This window comes from Pyrococcus kukulkanii, from assembly GCF_041647995.1.
Lineage (GTDB): Archaea > Methanobacteriota_B > Thermococci > Thermococcales > Thermococcaceae > Pyrococcus.
Genome location: NZ_JARRIB010000001.1, coordinates 328440 through 345856 on the forward strand (window position 1 = coordinate 328440; position 17417 = coordinate 345856).

Consider the following 17417-nt stretch of genomic DNA (forward strand, 5'->3'; position numbering starts at 1 on the left):
CAGCTAATATGAGCTCGCAATTAACGTTTCACTAATTTCAATTCCCCGAATCTTCCTGAGCACGTTATCATGGAACTTATCCAGGTCCTTTATCCCGTTCACTGAGATTCTGGCAACTATGTCATAATCACCATAAACCTTGTATATCTCCTTAACCTCTGGCCTCTCCTTCAGCCTTCTGTAGACCTCCTCTTCCTGGCCAGGATGGACGACTAAGAGTATAAACACATCCATCACATACCAAACCTCCTTGCCAGCCTTGCAAGTTGCCTCTTATTCATGCTTTTGAAGAACTTCTTCATTTGACGGTACTGATTTAATAACTCCTTAACATCACTTATTGAAGTGCCAGATCCCCTTGCTATTCTTTTTATCCTCGAATAGTTAATTATATCCGGATCCATGAGCTCCTCCTCTGTCATGGAGTCCATGATCACCTTGAACTTCCTCAACCTTTCCTCACCAACCGAGATCACCTCATCGGGAAGGGAATAACCAAGCCCAGGTATCATCCTAAGGATCTGCTTCAAAGGCCCCATTTTCCTCATGGCCTCAAGCTGGGCATACATGTCTTTGAGCGTGAACTTGCCCTTAAGGAACCTCTCAACATCTTCTTCAGTAAATTCGACTTCTTTCTCAAGTTCCTTGAATTTCTCCAAGAGTCCCTGAATATCCCCAAGGCCCAAAAGCCTGGAGACGAACCTCGCTGGATCGAAGGGTTCCAGATCATCTATCTTCTCACCGACACCTATAAATTTTATCGGAGCTCCCGTCGCGGCTACAGCAGAGAGAGCTCCTCCACCTTTTGCTGAACCGTCAAGTTTGGTGACTATTATTGAGCCGATAGGAGTTGCCTCCTTAAACGCCAAGGCCTGGTTATAGGCCTGTTGCCCAATTGTACCGTCAATAACAAGGATTACTTCATGAGGCTTTATAACCTCGCTTATCTGCTTCATCTCATCTATGAGGTACTTCTCCTCCTTATGCCTCCCAGCCGTGTCAACTATTATCAAATCAACTCCTTTACGCTTGAAGTGCTCAACTCCTTCCCTAGCTAATTTTATCGCATCCCTCTCATTTGGATTCCCAAAGACCTCTATGTGGTACGGATCAAGCAACTGCCTTAGCTGATGGTACGCTCCAGGCCTCCACGTATCTGAGCAGACAACACCGACCTTATACCCTCTCTTTTGGAAGTACCTAGCGAGCTTTGCAACGGTGGTTGTTTTACCGCTACCCTGAATTCCCACCATCAGCAGAATTGTGGGCTTTTCCTTGATCTCTATGGGCTTAGCTTCAGTTCCTAATAACTTCGTTAGCTCCTCGTAAACTATCTTTATTATGTGCTCTTTCCTCGATATCCCAGCTGGAGGTTTCTCTTCCAAGGCTCTCCTCTGTATCTCCTTAGTTAGCTTTAAAACAAGCCTAACGTTAACGTCGGCTTGGATTAAAGCCCTTTGGATATCCCTCACTACCTCCTTTATTAATGCCTCATCAACGCTACCTGCTCTCGCTATCTTCTTGAGGGCATTGCTGAGTGCCCTGCCTAACGTGTCAAGAACCATCTTTCCTCACCAGCAAAACTCCTTAAGTGATCTAACTTTATAAAAGCTCATGTTCTACCAGTGCCACTATATCTCGATGGATATCTTCAATGCTATTCATTGCATTGATGATCTTCATCTCAGGGAACATTTCAGCCAGCTTAAGGTAGTTCTGCCTAACCTTTTTTTGAAGATTCACCAGCCTATCAAATTCAGATATGTTTGCCCTAGTTCTAATTCTCCTTAAGCTTTCCTTAGTTGGAAGGTCAAGCAAGATAGCAAGGTCAGGTCTAATAGCAAACTCATTAATTTTCATGAGCCATTCTAAGTCAAGACCGCGGGCCCATTGATATGCGAGAGAGGAATAAAAGTACCTATCGCAGATAACAACCTTCCCCTCGTCTAATGCAGGTTTAATTATCTTTCTCACATGCTCCGCCCTATCGGCAGCAAAAAGAAGGGCTTCGGCTTCATAGCTAAGCTTTGAACCATCTATAAGGCTTCCATGGACAACGACTTTTCGAATGAATTCTCCAAGGCTAGTATCTGTTGGCTCTTTTGTAAGGAGAACATCATACCCCTTTTCCTTGAACCACTCTGCAAGTAACCTGGCTTGGGTACTCTTGCCAGAACCATCTATTCCCTCAAATACTATAAATAGCCCCGGCATGGAAATCACCAAGTGAAAGGAATAAAATTAAAGCTCTCTTAGGTAGTCCAAGAACTTCCAAAGACTATTGAATTCCTTGACCTCATCGTCCTTGTAAACTTCAACGACCCCATCAGGTCTGAACCTCAACCCAAAGTCATAATTTCCTTTGCCAAGCTTCTGCAGGAAGACTTCCTTAGGTTTAGGAGGAAGGTAGCTCGTCATCATGTCATTCATTAGCTCAACTTCGAAGCCGAATCTGTCGCTCAGTCTTGGGAAAAGTAAAACCGCTGGAGTGTTCATGCAGTCGACGAGAACCTTTCCTTCAACTTTGAACTCATAGTGTTTGAAGATTTCATGAAGCATATCATCTAGGGCATTTGGATAATATACCGTTGCTCCTATGTCGTTTGGAGGAGCCTCAACGAAGGTTCTATTGTTCAGAATTGCATTGACTTCATCCACCTCAATGCCACTTATTTCAACTCTCACTCCCCCGTAGTAGTAGACGTATGCAAGGGGGTATCCCTTCTTCTTTGCAAAGTCCCTAAGAGCAATTAGGGGGATCAACCTAACGTCCATTATCGTTGAGCCAGTGCTCACTATTCCAACTACCAAAGCTCTCTTTCCGTACCTTGAGATGGCCCTTCCATCCCTTCCAACAACAATTGTCCCCTGAGCAACCGTCCCAATGGCCCTGCCAAGAAGCGCGAGTTCTTCTGGGTTGAACTTTTCAGATTTATATAGCTCCATTCTTTACACCCCCTCAGTCCGGTAATATTACGCTCTCCTTACCAACCCTTGAGTCAGTCCAAATCTTAACATTTGCACCAATTTTGCTAAATTCCTCTATAATAGAGTTATCCCCAATAACACTTCCAGCCTCTATCACTACACCCTTGCCAATGTACACATTTTCACCTATTATCGCTTCCCTTATCTCCGCCCCTTCCTCTATTACAACATTAGAGAATATAACGGAGCGCTCTATCTTTACATCTCTCCCCACTTCAACGTTATCACCAAGAACAGCAAATCCAACTATGTTCGGCTTTCTCAGTATGCACCTACTACCCGTGAATAAGCTACCACCCTTCTCAACGTTGCCCTTTAGGGAACCAACGTTTACCTGGGGCAATTTGAGCTTGCCAGCAAATACATCCTCAGTAGCTTGAAGGTACGTTGATGGCCTACCAACATCGTTCCAGTATTCATCGAAGGGGAAACCATAGATAGGAATTTCCTCCTCGAGCATCTTAGGGAACAGATTTAGCGAAAAGTCATAATTCTCCCCTTTAGGAATAAGATCAAGAATATCGGGCTCAAAAACATAGATACCAGCGTTAGCTAAGTTGCTTGGAGCTTCCCCAGGCCTAGGTTTCTCTTTAAAATAAAGCACTTTATTATCCTCATCTAAAACCACGACCCCATAGTGACTGGGATCTTCAACTTTTGTAAGAGCCATCGTAGCTATTCCACCCTTTCTTTTGTGAAACTCAACAAGCTCTTTGAAGTTCAAATTCGTTAGAACGTCGCTTGAAGCAACTATGAACGTGTCCTCTAAGAATTTTTCAGCTTTCTTAAGCGCACCAGCCGTTCCAAGCTTTATATTTTCCCCATTTGAGTACGTGATCTCTACCCCAAATTCTTCCCCATTACCAAAATATTCAAAGATCTTTTCCTTTAAGTAACCAACAAGAATTATCACCTCATCAACTCCAATCTCAACGAGGTTTCTAAGCATGTATTCCATCAGGGGCTTATTAAAGAACGGCATCATTGGCTTTGGCCTGTATATTGTTAAGGGGAGTAGTCTCGTCCCTTTTCCACCCGCGAGCAATACTGCCTGCATGGTCACTCCCAAAAAAAATTTGTTCATTCGGTTATTAAACAATTGCGGTTGAAAAGCTTGAAGTTGAAAAGAAGAGAAGGGAGAACTACTCAGCGAATGTAACTACTTTTAAGTTAATTGGCCTTCTTATAACATTAGCCTTCTTGGCCCCTATGAGGTACTTTACTCCTTTCTCGCTGACCACGTCAATTAACCTCTGGGTTATTATCCCATTGAATACCACTGCATATATGGAGTCATTTTCATCAATGGCACTTAGGAGATCTCTTGTATGAACCTCAGCAATCACGTTCTTGTTTTCATCGAGCAGTAGTGCTATTGGCTCGGAAGAACTCTTAACCCGCTCAATGACCTCCTTGAACTCCCCATAGTTAGGTTGAACGACCTTGATGGGCTTCACTATCTTTTCACTAGGCTTAATTGGGAGCTTAGGTTGAGGTTTTTCCTCTGTCTTTCCTTCCTTATTCTCCTTAACCTCAGCTTCCTTTTCCCTCTCCTTTACAATATCGTAGAAGCTCTTGCCCTTGTTGAAGAGCTCATTGATGACTTGTTCCGCCGGGACTTTGCTCCTTAATGCCTTTATTATTTCCTTCTTGGTGAGCTCCTCAACCTCCTTCCCCTCGGGAGCCCTCGCAACGTAGTCTATGTCGGCAACCTGCAACAGCTCCTTGAGTATTAACTCTCCACCCCTGTCACCATCGGTAAATGCGGTAACTATCCTCTCCTTGCTGAGCCTTATTATCGTCTCCGGGATGGATGTTCCCTCAACGGCTATAGCATTCTTTATTCCATGCCTCAGGAGATTGAGCACATCCGCTCTTCCTTCAACGACAATTATTGAATCTGAAAATGGCACGTGAGGTCCAGCGGGAAGCTTTTCTGGGCCGTATTCAATAAGCTCCATCTCCCTCACTGCCTTCCTGACTTCCTCGACTAGCTCTTGGGTCTCCGGTATTTCTTCTTCCATGAGCGTTTCGAGGATCTCCTTGGCTCTTTCAATTATGTACTTCCTCTTTGTTGCCCTGACATCCTCTATCTTTACCACCCTGATTTTGGCTTCACACGGACCAACTCTATCTATCGTCTCAAGAGCAGCTGCAATTATGGCAGTTTCGACCCTGTCAAGGCTCGATGGAACTAGAATCGTGCCATAGGTCTTCCCTGCCTTTGTATGAACTTCAACTTTTATCCTTCCGATCCTTCCGGTCTTCTGAAGTTCCCTCAAGTCAAGATCATCTCCAAGAAGTCCTTCAGTTTGGCCAAATATAGCTCCAACAACGTCTGGTCTTTCAACGACACCATTAGCTTCAAATTCAGCGTGAATTATGTATTTTGTCGTTCCAAAATCATCCTTTCCTGCCATAGCACCACCCTCTTTTATTTTTTCAAATCTCTGCTTTTCAGACAGGATGTGTTGGAGCACCGTTCGCTTCCTTTTCATTAAATCCCCTCCTCAGGGGGCCAGAAACGGAGACTCAGGCTCTCCCAGAGAGAGTATAGGTCTTCAATGCCCTTTATGTCCTTCATTGCAATGAACTTGAGTTCCCTTCTGGTTTCAATGTCAACCTTAGTTAAGCCCTCAAGCAGTTCGTAAAGTTTCTTAGCCAGCCGCTCACCCGTTTCATCGAGATCCGTGAGTATCATTACCTCTTCATATTCTGATGCTATTAAGGCAATGTCCGCGAGGGGTGAGCGGGAGAGCCTGAGGATCTCCGTCCGGACCCCCAATTTCCTTAGGGATTCTTCATCTCGCCGACCTTCGACGATTATCAGACCAGTAAACTCTCGCAATCGTTCTATGATCTTTTCAAACTTCTCATAGTTCTCAGGGTACATAGGTTCGTCAAGTAGTAAGGCTTACTTAAAAGTTATAAGTTTAGCGATCAGCAAACCTCTCTAATAATCCCCTGATAGGTGAAAGGTTCCTCATAAAATTCTTCAATAAGCCTCTGTAATTTTCTTGATATCTGAACCTGAATTCCCCAAGACCCTTCAATCTTGCCCTCAGCCGCCATCCTACCCAAAAACTTCTTCATCTCCTCACTTAGTGGAGATGGCTTACACCGAGCCCAGGGAGTTCCTGGGAGGGGCATGAAGTAGTGAGCCCTAACCTTCCCACCCTTCCTCATTATCCACCTCATCAACTCTATGCTCTTCCTCTGGCTCTCCTCGCTCTCACCAGGAAGGCCCACTATGAAGTCAACTACAGGCTCCAAACCGTACTCCAAGGCTAGCTCAACGGCATTAACTACGTGCTCAACCCTGTGTAACCTATGCATTGCTTTAAGCATTGCATCGTCCCCACTCTGTGCTCCAATGGCAAGCCTCTTAGTATCTGTATAATCTATTAATAACTCAACAGTCTCCCTAGTGACGAACTCCGGTCTCACCTCACTCGGAAATGTGCCATAGAACAGCCTCCTCCCTTCCCTCCTTAAGGGTTGGAGAGCCCTAAGAAGGGCTTCAAGCTTCTCCAGCTTAAGAATTGCCCCAGGACTACCGTAGGCAAAGGCGTTTGGAGTGATGTAGCGCATATCCTTCATTCTCCTCGAGTACCTAACAATTTGGTCTATAGGTCTGTGCCTCATCCTGAAGCCCTTGGCGTAAGGGGTCTGACAATAATAACAACCGAAAGGACAACCCCTGCTGATCTCCATTGGAGAGATTAACCTCAAGCCCTCGGGGTAAGGAGGAAACTTCCAGAAGTCTTCAACTTTAGCAAAGCCCGTAAAAATGAAATCATCACCAAGGTAGAAGGCAAGCCCCCTAACGGAGGTTAAGTACTTGCCAATTTGATAACCATGTCTCTTTAGGATCATTAAAAGGTTATAGAGGGCTTCCTCCCCTTCCCCTATAACCGCTATATCAAAGCCAAGAACTTTAAGGGTGTGCTTTGGCATGGCCATCGCGTGGTAACCACCAGCAACGAATACCGCATCCACTTTGCTTCTCAAAATTCCAATCTCCCTCTTTACCTCATCAACTTCCTGGGAGTAAAAGGAGTAAAGGATTACCTTAGGCTCAGCCCTTATTATCTCTTCCAAGTCTTTCGTGACGAGAACCTCAGCTAAGTCGTAGCCTTGACTCTCTAAGGCAGCCAACAGGTGAACAAAAGCGTTATGATTTCTCCTTGTTATCCTTACCGCAACCTCAACCACGAGAAAGAGTTTGAAAATCAGTTTAAAAATAATACTAAAGGAAAAGAGATCAGCTCCTAATTGCGAGCTTGATGTCCTCGGCCTTAACGGTCTTTCTTCCAGCGTGCTTTGCAAGGTCAACGGCCTTCCTTGCAATCTCTAGGGCCTTCTCCTCGAGGTGCTCAGCAAGAAGCTTTGCTGCCTGCTCGCTAACTCTCTGAGCACCAGCCTTCCTTATAAGCCTGTCAACTGGAGCAATTGGTAACTCGGCCATCATCCACACCTCCTACAAGTTCTTTCATTGGAATTTGGGCTCTAAAACTATATAAACTTTTCGGAATTTCTAGGGCTCCGATTGAGATATGGGCCAATGGAGCAATAATGAATTATTAATAATAGGACATGCAGTCATAGCCATAAATCCTGGGAACATTTAGGGTTCCTATAACGAATATAACTCCCTACCCAGGTGGGAACTATATCGGGAAAGTAGGAGAAGGTAATGGCTTAACTTTTATACAAAAATGACCCTTCAAGCCTGTACCCTTTCAAGAAGAGCAGTGATAAGGCAACTGCCATTATATCGGCAAGGCTACCTGGATTCCTTAAGTCACCTTTCTCAGCCATAAAATTTGAGAACTCATCTAAGCCCAGTTCACCCCTCACCACAAGCTCGGCCTTTCTCCTGATGAGTTCCGCCTCTTCAGCACCAGCCTTTCTCTCTATTAGAGTATCCCTATACCGGGCCAAGAGGTTTAAGAAAGTCCTAAGCACTGCCCCTTCAATATTCACATTTCCGATAAACCCCTCCAGCATATTCAAGGTCTCATAAACCTTTGAGTATCCATTGAGCCACTCACAGAATATCATCTCCCTGGGACAGCTGATCTCTGCGAGTTTGTAGAGGTTGATGTTGTCCCTGATGAGTTCACCAAAGGATGAGTCATCATAAACATCGTACTTAACTCCACCCTTGAGGCCTTTGGGGTTCGCAATCCTTATCGCCTTGTAGAAATTTACCGAATCGTACGGAGTTGACCTCTCTATAAGCTTGGAGGCATAAAGTCCGGCCTTTTCTATTGGTCTTCCACTGGAAAGGGAAACTATTAGGGGAATGCTGAGAGCCACAACACCAAAATTTGGATTTGAATCTTGCCACCTTTTTGACTCCCTAATGGCCATGAGTATTAGCTGACCCAAGCCAACGTTACTCTCCTCAATCATGCCCTCACCAAGGAGTTCTCCCCTTTTGGCGGCCTCCATGTAAGGGCCAATAAGGGAGGTATTAGCAAATAGAAAGTGGTAAAAAGTCAAGTCGGGGAAATCCCTAAGTCTCGAAACGTTCCCTGGCTTCGGAACCGCAACCTCTACTAAGCTTCCCAGGATGAACGCCCTAACTATATTACTCGTTCTCAACGCTCAGCTCACCCAAAACTTTTGAAATTCTCACCTCTACTTTACCTTTATCCCCCTCCGAAGAGTTATGAACTTCACCAAGAACCTTCTCAACATTGAGCTCAGCCTTATATCCCCGAGGCACCTTAATGTGGACTTCTCCCAGTACCTTTTCTATTTCCACACTCTTCCTGACCTTTATACTTACTTCACCGAGAACATCCTCCGCCCTAAACTCGTCTATGTAGGAGTAGGCCTCGAGATCACCAAGAATGCTATCCACTTTGATCTCCTTCAGAGGAGCGTAGATCTCCAAGGTTCCAAGGAGCTTGCCGACCTTAAGCCTAGAGATGTTCCCCTCTATGATTATCTTCCCATTCTTATACTCGGAGCAGTTTGAACACGTTATAAATAGGGCACCCTCGTTTAGCGAAACTTCAATTGGCAAGTTGCTCTTCACGATGGCTGAGGAGTTCCCTGGCTTAATTATAACCTCCCCAACTATCTTCGCAATCTCAACTGCCGTTGCATTGTACTTCCCCACTGTCTTTATGGAACCGGTAGGTACTTTCTCACAACCGTCACAACTACAAATCTTAATTTCATGAGTGTCAAGGTACTTAAGAGCCAACGCGCCAACTACAACCCCTACAATAACAATAGCAAGGAAAAGCGTTAATATCAGGAAGCCCAGAAAGCTACCTTTCCTCATACAACCACCAAAGATGAAAAACGTAGAAGGATATAAACTTTTTTGTTATTCACTTAAGTAGTTTAACGAACTCTCTCATCCATGCGTACAAATCCTCAGGAACCCTCGAGCTTACCCAGTTGCCGTCAACGACAACTTCAGCATCTACCCACTCGACGCCAGCATTTATCATGTCGTCCTTAATTCCAGGGTAGCTCGTTCCCCTCCTGCCCTTGAGAACTCCAGCAGAAATGAGTACCTGGGGCCCATGGCAGATGCTCGCAACTGGCTTGCCCTCGCTAAACATCTCCCTTACAATTTCTACTGCCTTTTCGTTCAGCCTTATGCGCTCTGGAGCCCTCCCTCCAGGCAGAACTAGGGCATCGAAGTCATCGGGATTGACCTCATCAAAGGCTAAGTCAACATTCACCGTGTACCCATGCTTTCCGGTAATAACTCCCCTCCTAAAGCTCGCAACTACAACTTCATGTCCCTCTTCCTTGAGCCTATGGTAGGGATATATTAGCTCAACATCCTCAAACTGGTCGGCACTTAAGATTAGGATCTTCACGGGCACCACCAAAGGTATCATTGGGGGAACTCTTTAACACATTTTTTATGAAGTTCAATTCACATTAGATTTTTAAAATTAAATAATGAAATTCACCATGAGTTAGGCGAGCCTAATCGGAGCTGACCTCCTCCCCTGAACGGGGGTTCCCATAGCTCCGCACGGTCGCCCGTGGTTCACCGAGCAGGTTGGCGTCATCGGGCACGGTTAGAGTGCCCTCAGGAGGAATAAAAAATTTAATATAGCGGGCTTTCCTCCCCGCCCTAAAGGGCGAGACTCCCAGCCCACAAAGGAGGTGAGAGGGATGAATATAAAGCCAGGAAAGATTACGGTTCAAGCTAATCCGAACATGCCGCCCGAGATAGCCAACCTCTTTAGGAAGCAACACTACGAACTAGTGGGAAGGCACAGCGGAGTTAAGCTATGTCACTGGCTCAAGAAGAGCCTAACCGAGGGGAGATTCTGCTACAAGCAGAAGTTCTACGGAATCCACTCGCACAGGTGCCTTCAGATGACCCCGGTTTTAGCTTGGTGCACCCACAACTGCATATTCTGCTGGCGCCCAATGGAGACATTCCTGGGGACTGAACTGCCTCAGCCCTGGGATGATCCCGCGTTCATCGTGGAGGAGAGCATCAAGGCACAAAGAAAGCTCTTGGTGGGATACAAGGGTAATCCAAAGGTGGATAAGAAGAAGTTCGAGGAGGCATGGTATCCAAGGCATGCAGCAATTAGTTTGTCGGGAGAACCAATGCTGTATCCCTACATGGGAGATTTAGTTGAGGAGTTCCATAAGAGGGGCTTCACTACGTTCATAGTCACGAACGGAACCGTTCCAGAGAGGCTCGAGGAGATGATAAGGGAGGACAAGCTACCAACTCAGCTCTACGTCTCAATTACCGCGCCTGACATTGAAACGTACAACAAGGTAAACATCCCAATGATACCCGATGGATGGGAGAGGATAAAGGAGTTCCTCGAGCTCATGAACGGAATTCAAACTAGAACCGTTGTGAGGCTAACCCTAGTGAAGGGAGAGAACATGCACAATCCAGAGGGCTACGCCAAGCTGATCCTCAAGGCCAAGCCAATGTTCGTCGAGGCAAAGGCTTACATGTTCGTTGGGTATTCAAGGAACAGGTTGACGATAAACAACATGCCGAGCCACGAGGATATAAGGAAGTTCGCAGAGGCCCTAGTAAAGCACCTCCCAGGGTACCACATAGAGGACGAGTACGAGCCGAGCAGGGTGGTATTGATCATGAGGGACGACGTTGATCCCTCCGGGACTGGCCTTGAGGGCAGGTTCATAAAGCACTGACTTCTTTTTCCAAATTTTCCCTTCGGGATAAAGCTATTAAATGGACTTAGTCGAAACTCTTCTGGAGGCGAGAGCCATGTCAGAGGAGAGGAAGACCAAGCAGGCAGAGGTCAATATAGGAATGGTTGGTCACGTTGACCACGGTAAAACCACACTAACAAAGGCCCTAACGGGAGTTTGGACGGACACACACAGCGAAGAGCTCAGAAGGGGAATTACGATTAAGATAGGGTTCGCAGATGCGGAGATAAGGAAGTGCCCGAACTGCGGAAGGTACTCAACCTCCCCAGTCTGCCCTTACTGTGGTCACGAAACCGAGTTCGTGAGGAGGGTTTCGTTCATAGACGCCCCAGGTCACGAGGCGTTGATGACAACGATGCTCGCTGGGGCTTCCCTGATGGACGGGGCAATCTTGGTTATAGCCGCGAATGAGCCCTGCCCAAGGCCCCAGACCAGAGAGCACTTAATGGCCCTTCAGATCATCGGACAGAAGAACATAATCATAGCTCAGAATAAGATAGAGCTCGTCGACAGGGAGAAGGTGTTGGAGAACTATAGACAGATTAGAGAGTTCATAAAGGGAACTGTAGCAGAGAACGCCCCGATAATTCCGATCTCAGCACTTCACGGTGCGAACATAGATGTGCTCGTGAAGGCCATAGAGGACTTCATACCAACCCCGAAGAGAGATCCCAACAAGCCACCGAAGATGTTAGTTCTTAGAAGCTTCGACGTCAACAAGCCGGGAACAAAGCCAGAGAAGCTTGTCGGTGGAGTTCTTGGAGGTTCGATAGTCCAGGGTAAGCTCAAGGTTGGGGATGAGATTGAGATAAGGCCGGGAGTTCCCTATGAGGAGCACGGAAGGATAAAGTACGAGCCAATAACGACTGAGATAGTTTCTCTACAAGCCGGAGGAAAGTTCGTCGAGGAGGCTTACCCAGGAGGTTTAGTTGGAGTTGGAACAAAGCTCGACCCATACTTAACCAAGGGCGACCTGATGGCAGGTAACGTTGTTGGAAAGCCCGGAAAGCTCCCACCCGTGTGGGAGGAGCTTAGGCTTGAGGTTCACCTGCTCGAGAGGGTCGTTGGAACTGAGCAAGAATTAAAGGTAGAGCCAATTAAGAGGAAGGAAGTGCTACTGCTGAACGTTGGAACCGCGAGAACGATGGGCCTTGTTACGGGCTTAGGAAAGGATGAGATAGAATTAAAGCTCCAGATACCAGTGTGCGCAGAGCCCGGGGATAGAGTGGCAATAAGTAGGCAGATAGGCTCAAGGTGGAGGCTAATAGGTTATGGGTTCATAAGGGAATAGACATGAGGAAGGTTTGGCTCGTTCTCCCCGATACAAATTTTCTTTTCATTCCCGGGCAGTTCGGGGTGGATATAATTTCGGAATTCGACAGGATACTTGATGTGAAGTATCAGGTCGCCATTCCAAACGTCGTTCTTGAGGAGCTTAAAACAATAATCAAAGAAGGAAAGGTTAGAGGAAAGGATCTGATGGCGGCAAGGATGGCCCTAAAGCTTGCCGAGAGGTTTCCCGTCGTATATATTGGGGAGTTCATGTCGAAGACCACAGATGAGTTGCTCTATGAGTACGCGATAGCCAATGATAACGTTATAGTGTGCACCAACGATAAAAAGCTCAGGAAGAGGCTTAGGGAGGCCGGAGTTCCCGTGATATTCCTTAGGCAGAAAAAGAAGCTCGAGCTCGAGGGCATGCTCGAGTGATCAAATGATCAAACCTTTAATATTTCCTGGAGATACTAATCCTGGGGTAAACATGGGTTACTATGAAGAGATTCCTGGGTTCGAGTACTGGAACGTTGAGGCTTGGAAGAAATACATTAGAGATTACATAGGGCCGATATACTCCACTACAAAAACACTTCTCGAGTTGAAGGATTACCTCGAGAGGTACGTTGGAAAGTCCCTTAAGGCCGTAAAGGAAGACGACGAGAGAGTTCTAAAGTTTTTCGTTGGAGGGATAAATGAAAGCGGAAATTACACCGAAAGGAGCTTGGCCAAGCTGATAAGGCTGATGTATGGGATATACGTTGAGCCCACAGAGTTCATTAGTGCCATTGAGGCCGTTGGAGAGGAGGGACTTAGTGATATTCTTGTAAAGAAAGAGAAGGAGGATAATGTCAGCTTCCTAAAGATGATAAAAGCACTCAATAAGCTTAGTGAGAATGCCTTAAAGAAGGCAAGGGTGATCTCAGGTACAGGAACATCAATTGAAGACATACTTGACTATCCAAATAAACTCCTTGATGTTCTTAAAGATTTATACAAAGCGGTAACATACTTTAACGCCCAATATAATCCATACACATTTTTCAGACTTAGCACGGCAAGTCTCCCTTGGAGATATATGATAAGAGCGTACCAAAAGCTTACAAAAGATGTACTAGAGTTCCTGGGCATAGAACCAATTTTTATTCCTGAGGTAGAGAACGAGGAGCTAAGAGAAGAGTACACTATATGGGGTCATATAGTGGGTGAGAATTCACTTGGAAGGTATATCTACAACATTCAACTTGCTATTTGGGCATTTATGACGCCATCATTAATAGGAAGCAAAAACTCTACACTTAATGTATTTAACTATGTCACAAACCCAGAAGATTTCGTAAAATCATACTATGGATTTGCAGGTGTAAAAAGTAAGTCAAGAACTGATGTCTACGTTGAAATCGGAAGTGAAAAATTTTATCCTCTTGATACATACAGATTCGAAATTAATGGAACACTTATCCAGAAATGGCCTAACGAAACAGCAATAAGGCTTGTAGATGGTTATTCTAAAGCAATTATTGCGAGGAGTGAGCATGAAAAACCACCAATCTCCCTCTTCAAGATCATAGACATTGTAAGCGAGTTTCTGTTCAAAGGTATCTCAGTACTCCTTCCAGAAGGAGAGAACACGATAAGGTATATTGGAGATGTCCCATATAAAGCCCAATGGTGGTTCTAAATGGAAGAAAGAAATAAGTCAACCCAGGAATATCGTGAATACGAGGAGGAAAAACGAGAAAGAGAACGTAGAAAACAGAAACCTGAAAAGAAAGTTATCCCGCGTCAATCTCCACTTCCAAAATCCATAAGTTCATCTCAAGAATCCCAAGAAGTAAACGTTAAAATTTCACAAGTAAGATTCAATGTCCCTCATCTCAGCTTTTTACATGGAACTGTAGAGGGGAAGTTCCCCCATTACTTTTCCCAAAAATCTTTCAGTATATCAGCTTTACACTTTCACTCTCCTAAATTTTCTTTCAAGGAAACTCAAATTGACTCAAATCTCCATGTAACCCAAGGACTTAAAGAGCCTCACGTTCTACAAGTAGCTTTTAGAAAGCCAACTATTGAATTCCAATGGAGAGTTCTCGACTCATCAATACTAAAAAAGAAAAAGAAGCAGAACGAATTCGTTATTCCTGTATTGAAGTTCTCAACAAAACCCGTGTTTGATTTTAAAGATAACACTCTTGATGCTAGTATCACTAAAAGACTCTCTCCCAAGTATTTTAAACCCGAAATAATGAAGAAAGCTCCAGACACAAGAAAAACTTTTGTATCCAAGAGTAGAACGAAAGAAAGCAAGGGAATAGAACTACCGAGAACCCCCATCAAGCCATTGGAATTTTTATTCGGTGGGGGAGCAGGAGCCCTAAAAGATGCTCCAGAACCTCTGGTAATTTTATTCAAGGATTCCCAGGATGACAGTTACATTCACTTATTCGAGGAGATACTCATAAGAATTTACCGGGAAAAGAAAGGAGGAATTCCAGATATAAAGAAGCTAACGCTTAAGGACGAGTGGAGCAAAAGAGAAGTTGAAAGATGGCTCGATGAAGGCAAAATTTTCGTAGTTGACGTTGATTCAGAGGGAGAAATAAACAGGGATCTCCTCGCAGATAGGTTGTGGGCAATATTCCACGGGAGGAAGGGGATAGTGATATTCTACACCAAAGACGAGAAAGTATCCGAGAAATACCAGAGGCTTCTTGAAGAAGTCAACTGGCAACTTCAAAGGGTTGCAAAGATCGTCGAGATAACCCCAAGGAAACTATCTTTTAAGGAGAAAAAGATATTAACAAAGCTTATCCTGGGGAACATCATTGTAAAGGACGTTGCCCCAGGAATTGATCAAGACACTATCTTCAACGAAACGTCAAAGCTCTACGAAGACAAGCTAGAGAAACTTGTCAACGAGTACTACCACACCCTGGGAATAATCCGAGAGGGAGAAAACGAGAGCAGGGAGCACTTAAGAATGAAAGCATTCATAATTTCAACGTTAATCAAGGAGCTCGTAAAGAGGGGAATAAAAGACATTGGTGAGATCTTGGAGAGGATAAGAACAGAAGAGCCATTTGGAACAATAGTTCCGGACGTAATATTCGAAGGCGAATTTTACGAGGCAGAAACCCTGTTTGAGGAAGGCTTCCACAAGATACACAAGACAATACAGAAATATTCTGGAACTTCAGGAAAAGTAAAGATAGTTGTAGAGCCAATAACTGCCTTTATCCACGCAGATGACTTCCTAAAGCTCCTCAAAATACTCAAGAAGAGGTACCCAGGAATAGATGTTAGCTTTTACACAATGGACCTAAGGAACATGAAACTCCTTGACCTGAGAAAATACCTCAAAGAACTTTCAGAATTCCTATCATCTAATGCCAATGTCCCATAGGAACTCTAAAACATCAAAAGAGTTAATACCAAACTGGGACGCTATATAAGGAATCCTGTTCCTTTTCCTCTTGTTTTCTTGGGTCACTATCATTACATCATCATTTATCAATGCAACCTCTCTATAATGGAGGGCAAGTGTAACTACCCAAGGATCGGCCCAAGCTCCAGCCTTATTGGCTTCCCTTTCCCAGTAGTCCTCATCATAAACAGCCTTCACTCTCATAAGGATGTTCACTTGTCCTTGGTCAGGATGAATGAACATGAACCTCCTCTTTTGCACCCATTCAAGTAGCTCATCGCTTCTGCTTTTAAGTTCTCTATAAACCTCATAAGGGGCAACAATTTTACCAGCATTTACGAGCACTTCAAGTTTGTCCCAAATTGGCCTGAAGAATTTTCTATCCATTGGATACCATCGGGCCATATCTATTAGTGCACTTGTGTCGATGACGTATATAGTCAAAGCTCTCACCCTAACAACTTTTCAGCATACTTAGTTTTAATATTAAGAATGTCAGCTGCTTCGTAGAACGTTATCTCTCCACTGCGATATGCTTTGCTTATTTCCTCCAAAATCAAATTACCAATCCTATTCTGATATCTCTCTTCCCAGCTTATCTTACCCCCCTCACCCTTCTTCGGTTTATATTTTTCCTTAAATTCGACGTACCTTTCCCTTGTTATGTAACCCACCTCGAGCAACTTTATCATGATTACCTGCATGCTAACTCCATACTTCCTTGCAACGATCTGAACATCTTTCTCTCTTGGATTCCTCCCGATGTCCTTGAGGAAGTATCTAGTGGGCACTAAAAATTCCGCAGCGAACTTATCACAGTATCTCTCCACGTCGCTAATTTCTGAATCAATATCTATAGAACAAATCCCCTCCTCCCCTCTTATCAGGTGACAAAGTTCATGGAATAGCGAGAACACTTTGACTGAATACATATCTGACTCATTGAGAACGATAACAGAAAACGATCCCTTTATGCTGAACGCCCTAACATCCTCGTCAAGGGGATACTGAATAACCCCAATACTAAATTTTGACTCTATTAAGTTCCTATAGAAGTTAAAAGCTTCCTTTGGACTCCTAAAGGAGGGCTCAGCCAGCCCTAACATCTCTCTAAGTTTATTGGCTAGAGCTTCAGGAGGAAGATCCTGGAGCGTGGGAATTTTACTTCTTAATCCAGTGAGGTTTGGAATGGACTCTGAAATATATCTCGCCCATCTAATTGCAACTGCCGTTTTCTGCCCAAGCTTCTTTTCCCTATTTATTCTGTAATCGGGCAATTTCCGAGTTTCGATGATCTCGGTTGTGAAGAAGGCAACAAGAGGAACCTTGTATATATCCGCTAGTCTCTCGAGTTGTGTAATTGTGAAGCTATCCCTCCCAGATTCAACAGCCAGTATTTTCTCAGGCTTTACACGGAGCTTACGAGCTAAATCTTCAATGCTTAAACCAGCCCCCTCTCTGAGCTTCTTTAAAGTACTGGGCAGGACACCAATTTTCTCAACCATGGTTCCTCTCAATTTATCAACTCCTGATTATC

General features: G+C 44.7%; 19 protein-coding genes. 5 read left to right on the plus strand and 14 right to left on the minus strand.

Annotated elements, in window-relative coordinates; genetic code table 11:
* Positions 1 to 3: 3 nt before the first annotated feature.
* The 12 genes from P8X24_RS01970 to pfpI all read right to left on the minus strand — a co-directional run bounded on the left by P8X24_RS01970 (position 4) and on the right by pfpI (position 9839).
* On the minus strand, positions 4 to 234 hold the full coding sequence (locus tag P8X24_RS01970; protein ID WP_372914174.1) for an Lrp/AsnC family transcriptional regulator: 231 nt from the start codon (positions 232 to 234) through the stop codon (positions 4 to 6).
* Positions 234 to 1565 (minus strand): signal recognition particle protein Srp54, encoded by a 1332-nt coding sequence (locus P8X24_RS01975; protein WP_372913826.1) that lies wholly within the window; start codon positions 1563 to 1565, stop codon positions 234 to 236. The genes P8X24_RS01970 and P8X24_RS01975 overlap by 1 nt, the downstream gene beginning before the upstream one ends.
* Positions 1566 to 1602: 37 nt before the next feature.
* Positions 1603 to 2214, minus strand: a complete 612-nt coding sequence (tmk, locus tag P8X24_RS01980; RefSeq protein WP_372913827.1) for a dTMP kinase — start codon at positions 2212 to 2214, stop codon at positions 1603 to 1605.
* Between the two features lie 27 nt (positions 2215 to 2241).
* Positions 2242 to 2946, minus strand: coding sequence for a phospho-sugar mutase (locus tag P8X24_RS01985; protein WP_372913828.1), 705 nt, complete (start codon positions 2944 to 2946; stop codon positions 2242 to 2244).
* Positions 2947 to 2959: 13 nt separating this feature from the next.
* Positions 2960 to 4045, minus strand: a complete 1086-nt coding sequence (locus P8X24_RS01990; RefSeq protein ID WP_372913829.1) for a sugar phosphate nucleotidyltransferase — start codon at positions 4043 to 4045, stop codon at positions 2960 to 2962.
* An 85-nt stretch (positions 4046 to 4130) separates the two neighbouring features.
* Complete coding sequence (gene dnaG, locus P8X24_RS01995; RefSeq protein ID WP_372913830.1) at positions 4131 to 5486, minus strand: DNA primase DnaG; 1356 nt, start codon at positions 5484 to 5486, stop codon at positions 4131 to 4133.
* Positions 5486 to 5881 (minus strand): toprim domain-containing protein, encoded by a 396-nt coding sequence (locus P8X24_RS02000; protein ID WP_372913831.1) that lies wholly within the window; start codon positions 5879 to 5881, stop codon positions 5486 to 5488. The genes dnaG and P8X24_RS02000 overlap by 1 nt, the downstream gene beginning before the upstream one ends.
* A gap of 47 nt (positions 5882 to 5928) precedes the next feature.
* The gene (locus P8X24_RS02005) at positions 5929 to 7203 is read right to left on the minus strand and encodes a TIGR04013 family B12-binding domain/radical SAM domain-containing protein (RefSeq protein ID WP_372913832.1); all 1275 of its coding nucleotides are present in this window, start codon (positions 7201 to 7203) and stop codon (positions 5929 to 5931) included.
* A 49-nt stretch (positions 7204 to 7252) separates the two neighbouring features.
* The gene (gene hpkB / locus P8X24_RS02010) at positions 7253 to 7456 is read right to left on the minus strand and encodes an archaeal histone HpkB (RefSeq protein WP_068324793.1); all 204 of its coding nucleotides are present in this window, start codon (positions 7454 to 7456) and stop codon (positions 7253 to 7255) included.
* Positions 7457 to 7689: 233 nt separating this feature from the next.
* Entirely contained in the window at positions 7690 to 8598 is a 909-nt protein-coding gene (locus P8X24_RS02015; RefSeq protein ID WP_372913833.1) for a triphosphoribosyl-dephospho-CoA synthase, read from the minus strand.
* A complete protein-coding gene (locus P8X24_RS02020) occupies positions 8585 to 9289 on the minus strand; it encodes a hypothetical protein (RefSeq protein ID WP_372913834.1) in 705 nt (234 codons plus the stop codon). Before P8X24_RS02020 ends, P8X24_RS02015 begins: the two co-directional genes overlap by 14 nt.
* Positions 9290 to 9338: 49 nt before the next feature.
* On the minus strand, positions 9339 to 9839 hold the full coding sequence (pfpI, locus tag P8X24_RS02025) for a deglycase PfpI (protein WP_372914175.1): 501 nt from the start codon (positions 9837 to 9839) through the stop codon (positions 9339 to 9341).
* A 304-nt stretch (positions 9840 to 10143) separates the two neighbouring features.
* Here pfpI and twy1 point away from each other — a divergent pair, with 304 nt between their 5' ends.
* The 5 genes from twy1 to P8X24_RS02050 all read left to right on the plus strand — a co-directional run bounded on the left by twy1 (position 10144) and on the right by P8X24_RS02050 (position 15859).
* A complete protein-coding gene (gene twy1, locus P8X24_RS02030; protein ID WP_372913835.1) occupies positions 10144 to 11160 on the plus strand; it encodes a 4-demethylwyosine synthase TYW1 in 1017 nt (338 codons plus the stop codon).
* A 76-nt stretch (positions 11161 to 11236) separates the two neighbouring features.
* Positions 11237 to 12472: a translation initiation factor IF-2 subunit gamma gene (locus P8X24_RS02035; RefSeq protein WP_372913836.1), complete on the plus strand. Its 1236-nt coding sequence runs from the start codon at positions 11237 to 11239 to the stop codon at positions 12470 to 12472.
* Between the two features lie 2 nt (positions 12473 to 12474).
* Positions 12475 to 12891 (plus strand): PIN domain-containing protein, encoded by a 417-nt coding sequence (locus P8X24_RS02040; protein ID WP_068323374.1) that lies wholly within the window; start codon positions 12475 to 12477, stop codon positions 12889 to 12891.
* 4 nt (positions 12892 to 12895) lie between these two features.
* Positions 12896 to 14137, plus strand: coding sequence for a hypothetical protein (locus P8X24_RS02045; protein WP_372913837.1), 1242 nt, complete (start codon positions 12896 to 12898; stop codon positions 14135 to 14137).
* Positions 14138 to 14701: 564 nt separating this feature from the next.
* Positions 14702 to 15859 carry a hypothetical protein gene (locus P8X24_RS02050; RefSeq protein WP_372913838.1) on the plus strand — a complete coding sequence of 386 codons (1158 nt, stop codon included), beginning with the start codon at positions 14702 to 14704 and terminating at the stop codon, positions 15857 to 15859.
* Here P8X24_RS02050 and P8X24_RS02055 read toward each other — a convergent pair.
* Both P8X24_RS02055 and P8X24_RS02060 read right to left on the minus strand, forming a co-directional pair.
* Positions 15836 to 16324, minus strand: a complete 489-nt coding sequence (locus tag P8X24_RS02055) for a DUF4411 family protein (RefSeq protein ID WP_372913839.1) — start codon at positions 16322 to 16324, stop codon at positions 15836 to 15838. The two genes, P8X24_RS02050 and P8X24_RS02055, sit on opposite strands and share 24 nt — an antisense overlap.
* A 5-nt stretch (positions 16325 to 16329) precedes the next feature.
* Positions 16330 to 17397 (minus strand): helix-turn-helix domain-containing protein, encoded by a 1068-nt coding sequence (locus P8X24_RS02060; protein ID WP_372913840.1) that lies wholly within the window; start codon positions 17395 to 17397, stop codon positions 16330 to 16332.
* Positions 17398 to 17417: the final 20 nt, after the last annotated feature.

What these genes read in the sequence shown, in the direction of transcription:
- P8X24_RS01990 (WP_372913829.1), bottom strand. Translation starts at nt 4,045, where the DNA reads ATGCAGGCAGTATTGCTCGCGGGTGGAAAAGGGACGAGACTACTCCCC.
- P8X24_RS02020 (WP_372913834.1), bottom strand. Translation starts at nt 9,289, where the DNA reads ATGAGGAAAGGTAGCTTTCTGGGCTTCCTGATATTAACGCTTTTCCTT.
- P8X24_RS01975 (WP_372913826.1), bottom strand. Translation starts at nt 1,565, where the DNA reads ATGGTTCTTGACACGTTAGGCAGGGCACTCAGCAATGCCCTCAAGAAG.
- dnaG (WP_372913830.1), bottom strand. Translation starts at nt 5,486, where the DNA reads ATGAAAAGGAAGCGAACGGTGCTCCAACACATCCTGTCTGAAAAGCAG.
- P8X24_RS01985 (WP_372913828.1), bottom strand. Translation starts at nt 2,946, where the DNA reads ATGGAGCTATATAAATCTGAAAAGTTCAACCCAGAAGAACTCGCGCTT.
- P8X24_RS02050 (WP_372913838.1), top strand. Translation starts at nt 14,702, where the DNA reads ATGAAGAAAGCTCCAGACACAAGAAAAACTTTTGTATCCAAGAGTAGA.
- P8X24_RS02035 (WP_372913836.1), top strand. Translation starts at nt 11,237, where the DNA reads ATGTCAGAGGAGAGGAAGACCAAGCAGGCAGAGGTCAATATAGGAATG.
- P8X24_RS01970 (WP_372914174.1), bottom strand. Translation starts at nt 234, where the DNA reads ATGGATGTGTTTATACTCTTAGTCGTCCATCCTGGCCAGGAAGAGGAG.
- P8X24_RS02040 (WP_068323374.1), top strand. Translation starts at nt 12,475, where the DNA reads ATGAGGAAGGTTTGGCTCGTTCTCCCCGATACAAATTTTCTTTTCATT.
- twy1 (WP_372913835.1), top strand. Translation starts at nt 10,144, where the DNA reads ATGAATATAAAGCCAGGAAAGATTACGGTTCAAGCTAATCCGAACATG.
- tmk (WP_372913827.1), bottom strand. Translation starts at nt 2,214, where the DNA reads ATGCCGGGGCTATTTATAGTATTTGAGGGAATAGATGGTTCTGGCAAG.
- P8X24_RS02000 (WP_372913831.1), bottom strand. Translation starts at nt 5,881, where the DNA reads ATGTACCCTGAGAACTATGAGAAGTTTGAAAAGATCATAGAACGATTG.
- P8X24_RS02045 (WP_372913837.1), top strand. Translation starts at nt 12,896, where the DNA reads ATGATCAAACCTTTAATATTTCCTGGAGATACTAATCCTGGGGTAAAC.
- hpkB (WP_068324793.1), bottom strand. Translation starts at nt 7,456, where the DNA reads ATGGCCGAGTTACCAATTGCTCCAGTTGACAGGCTTATAAGGAAGGCT.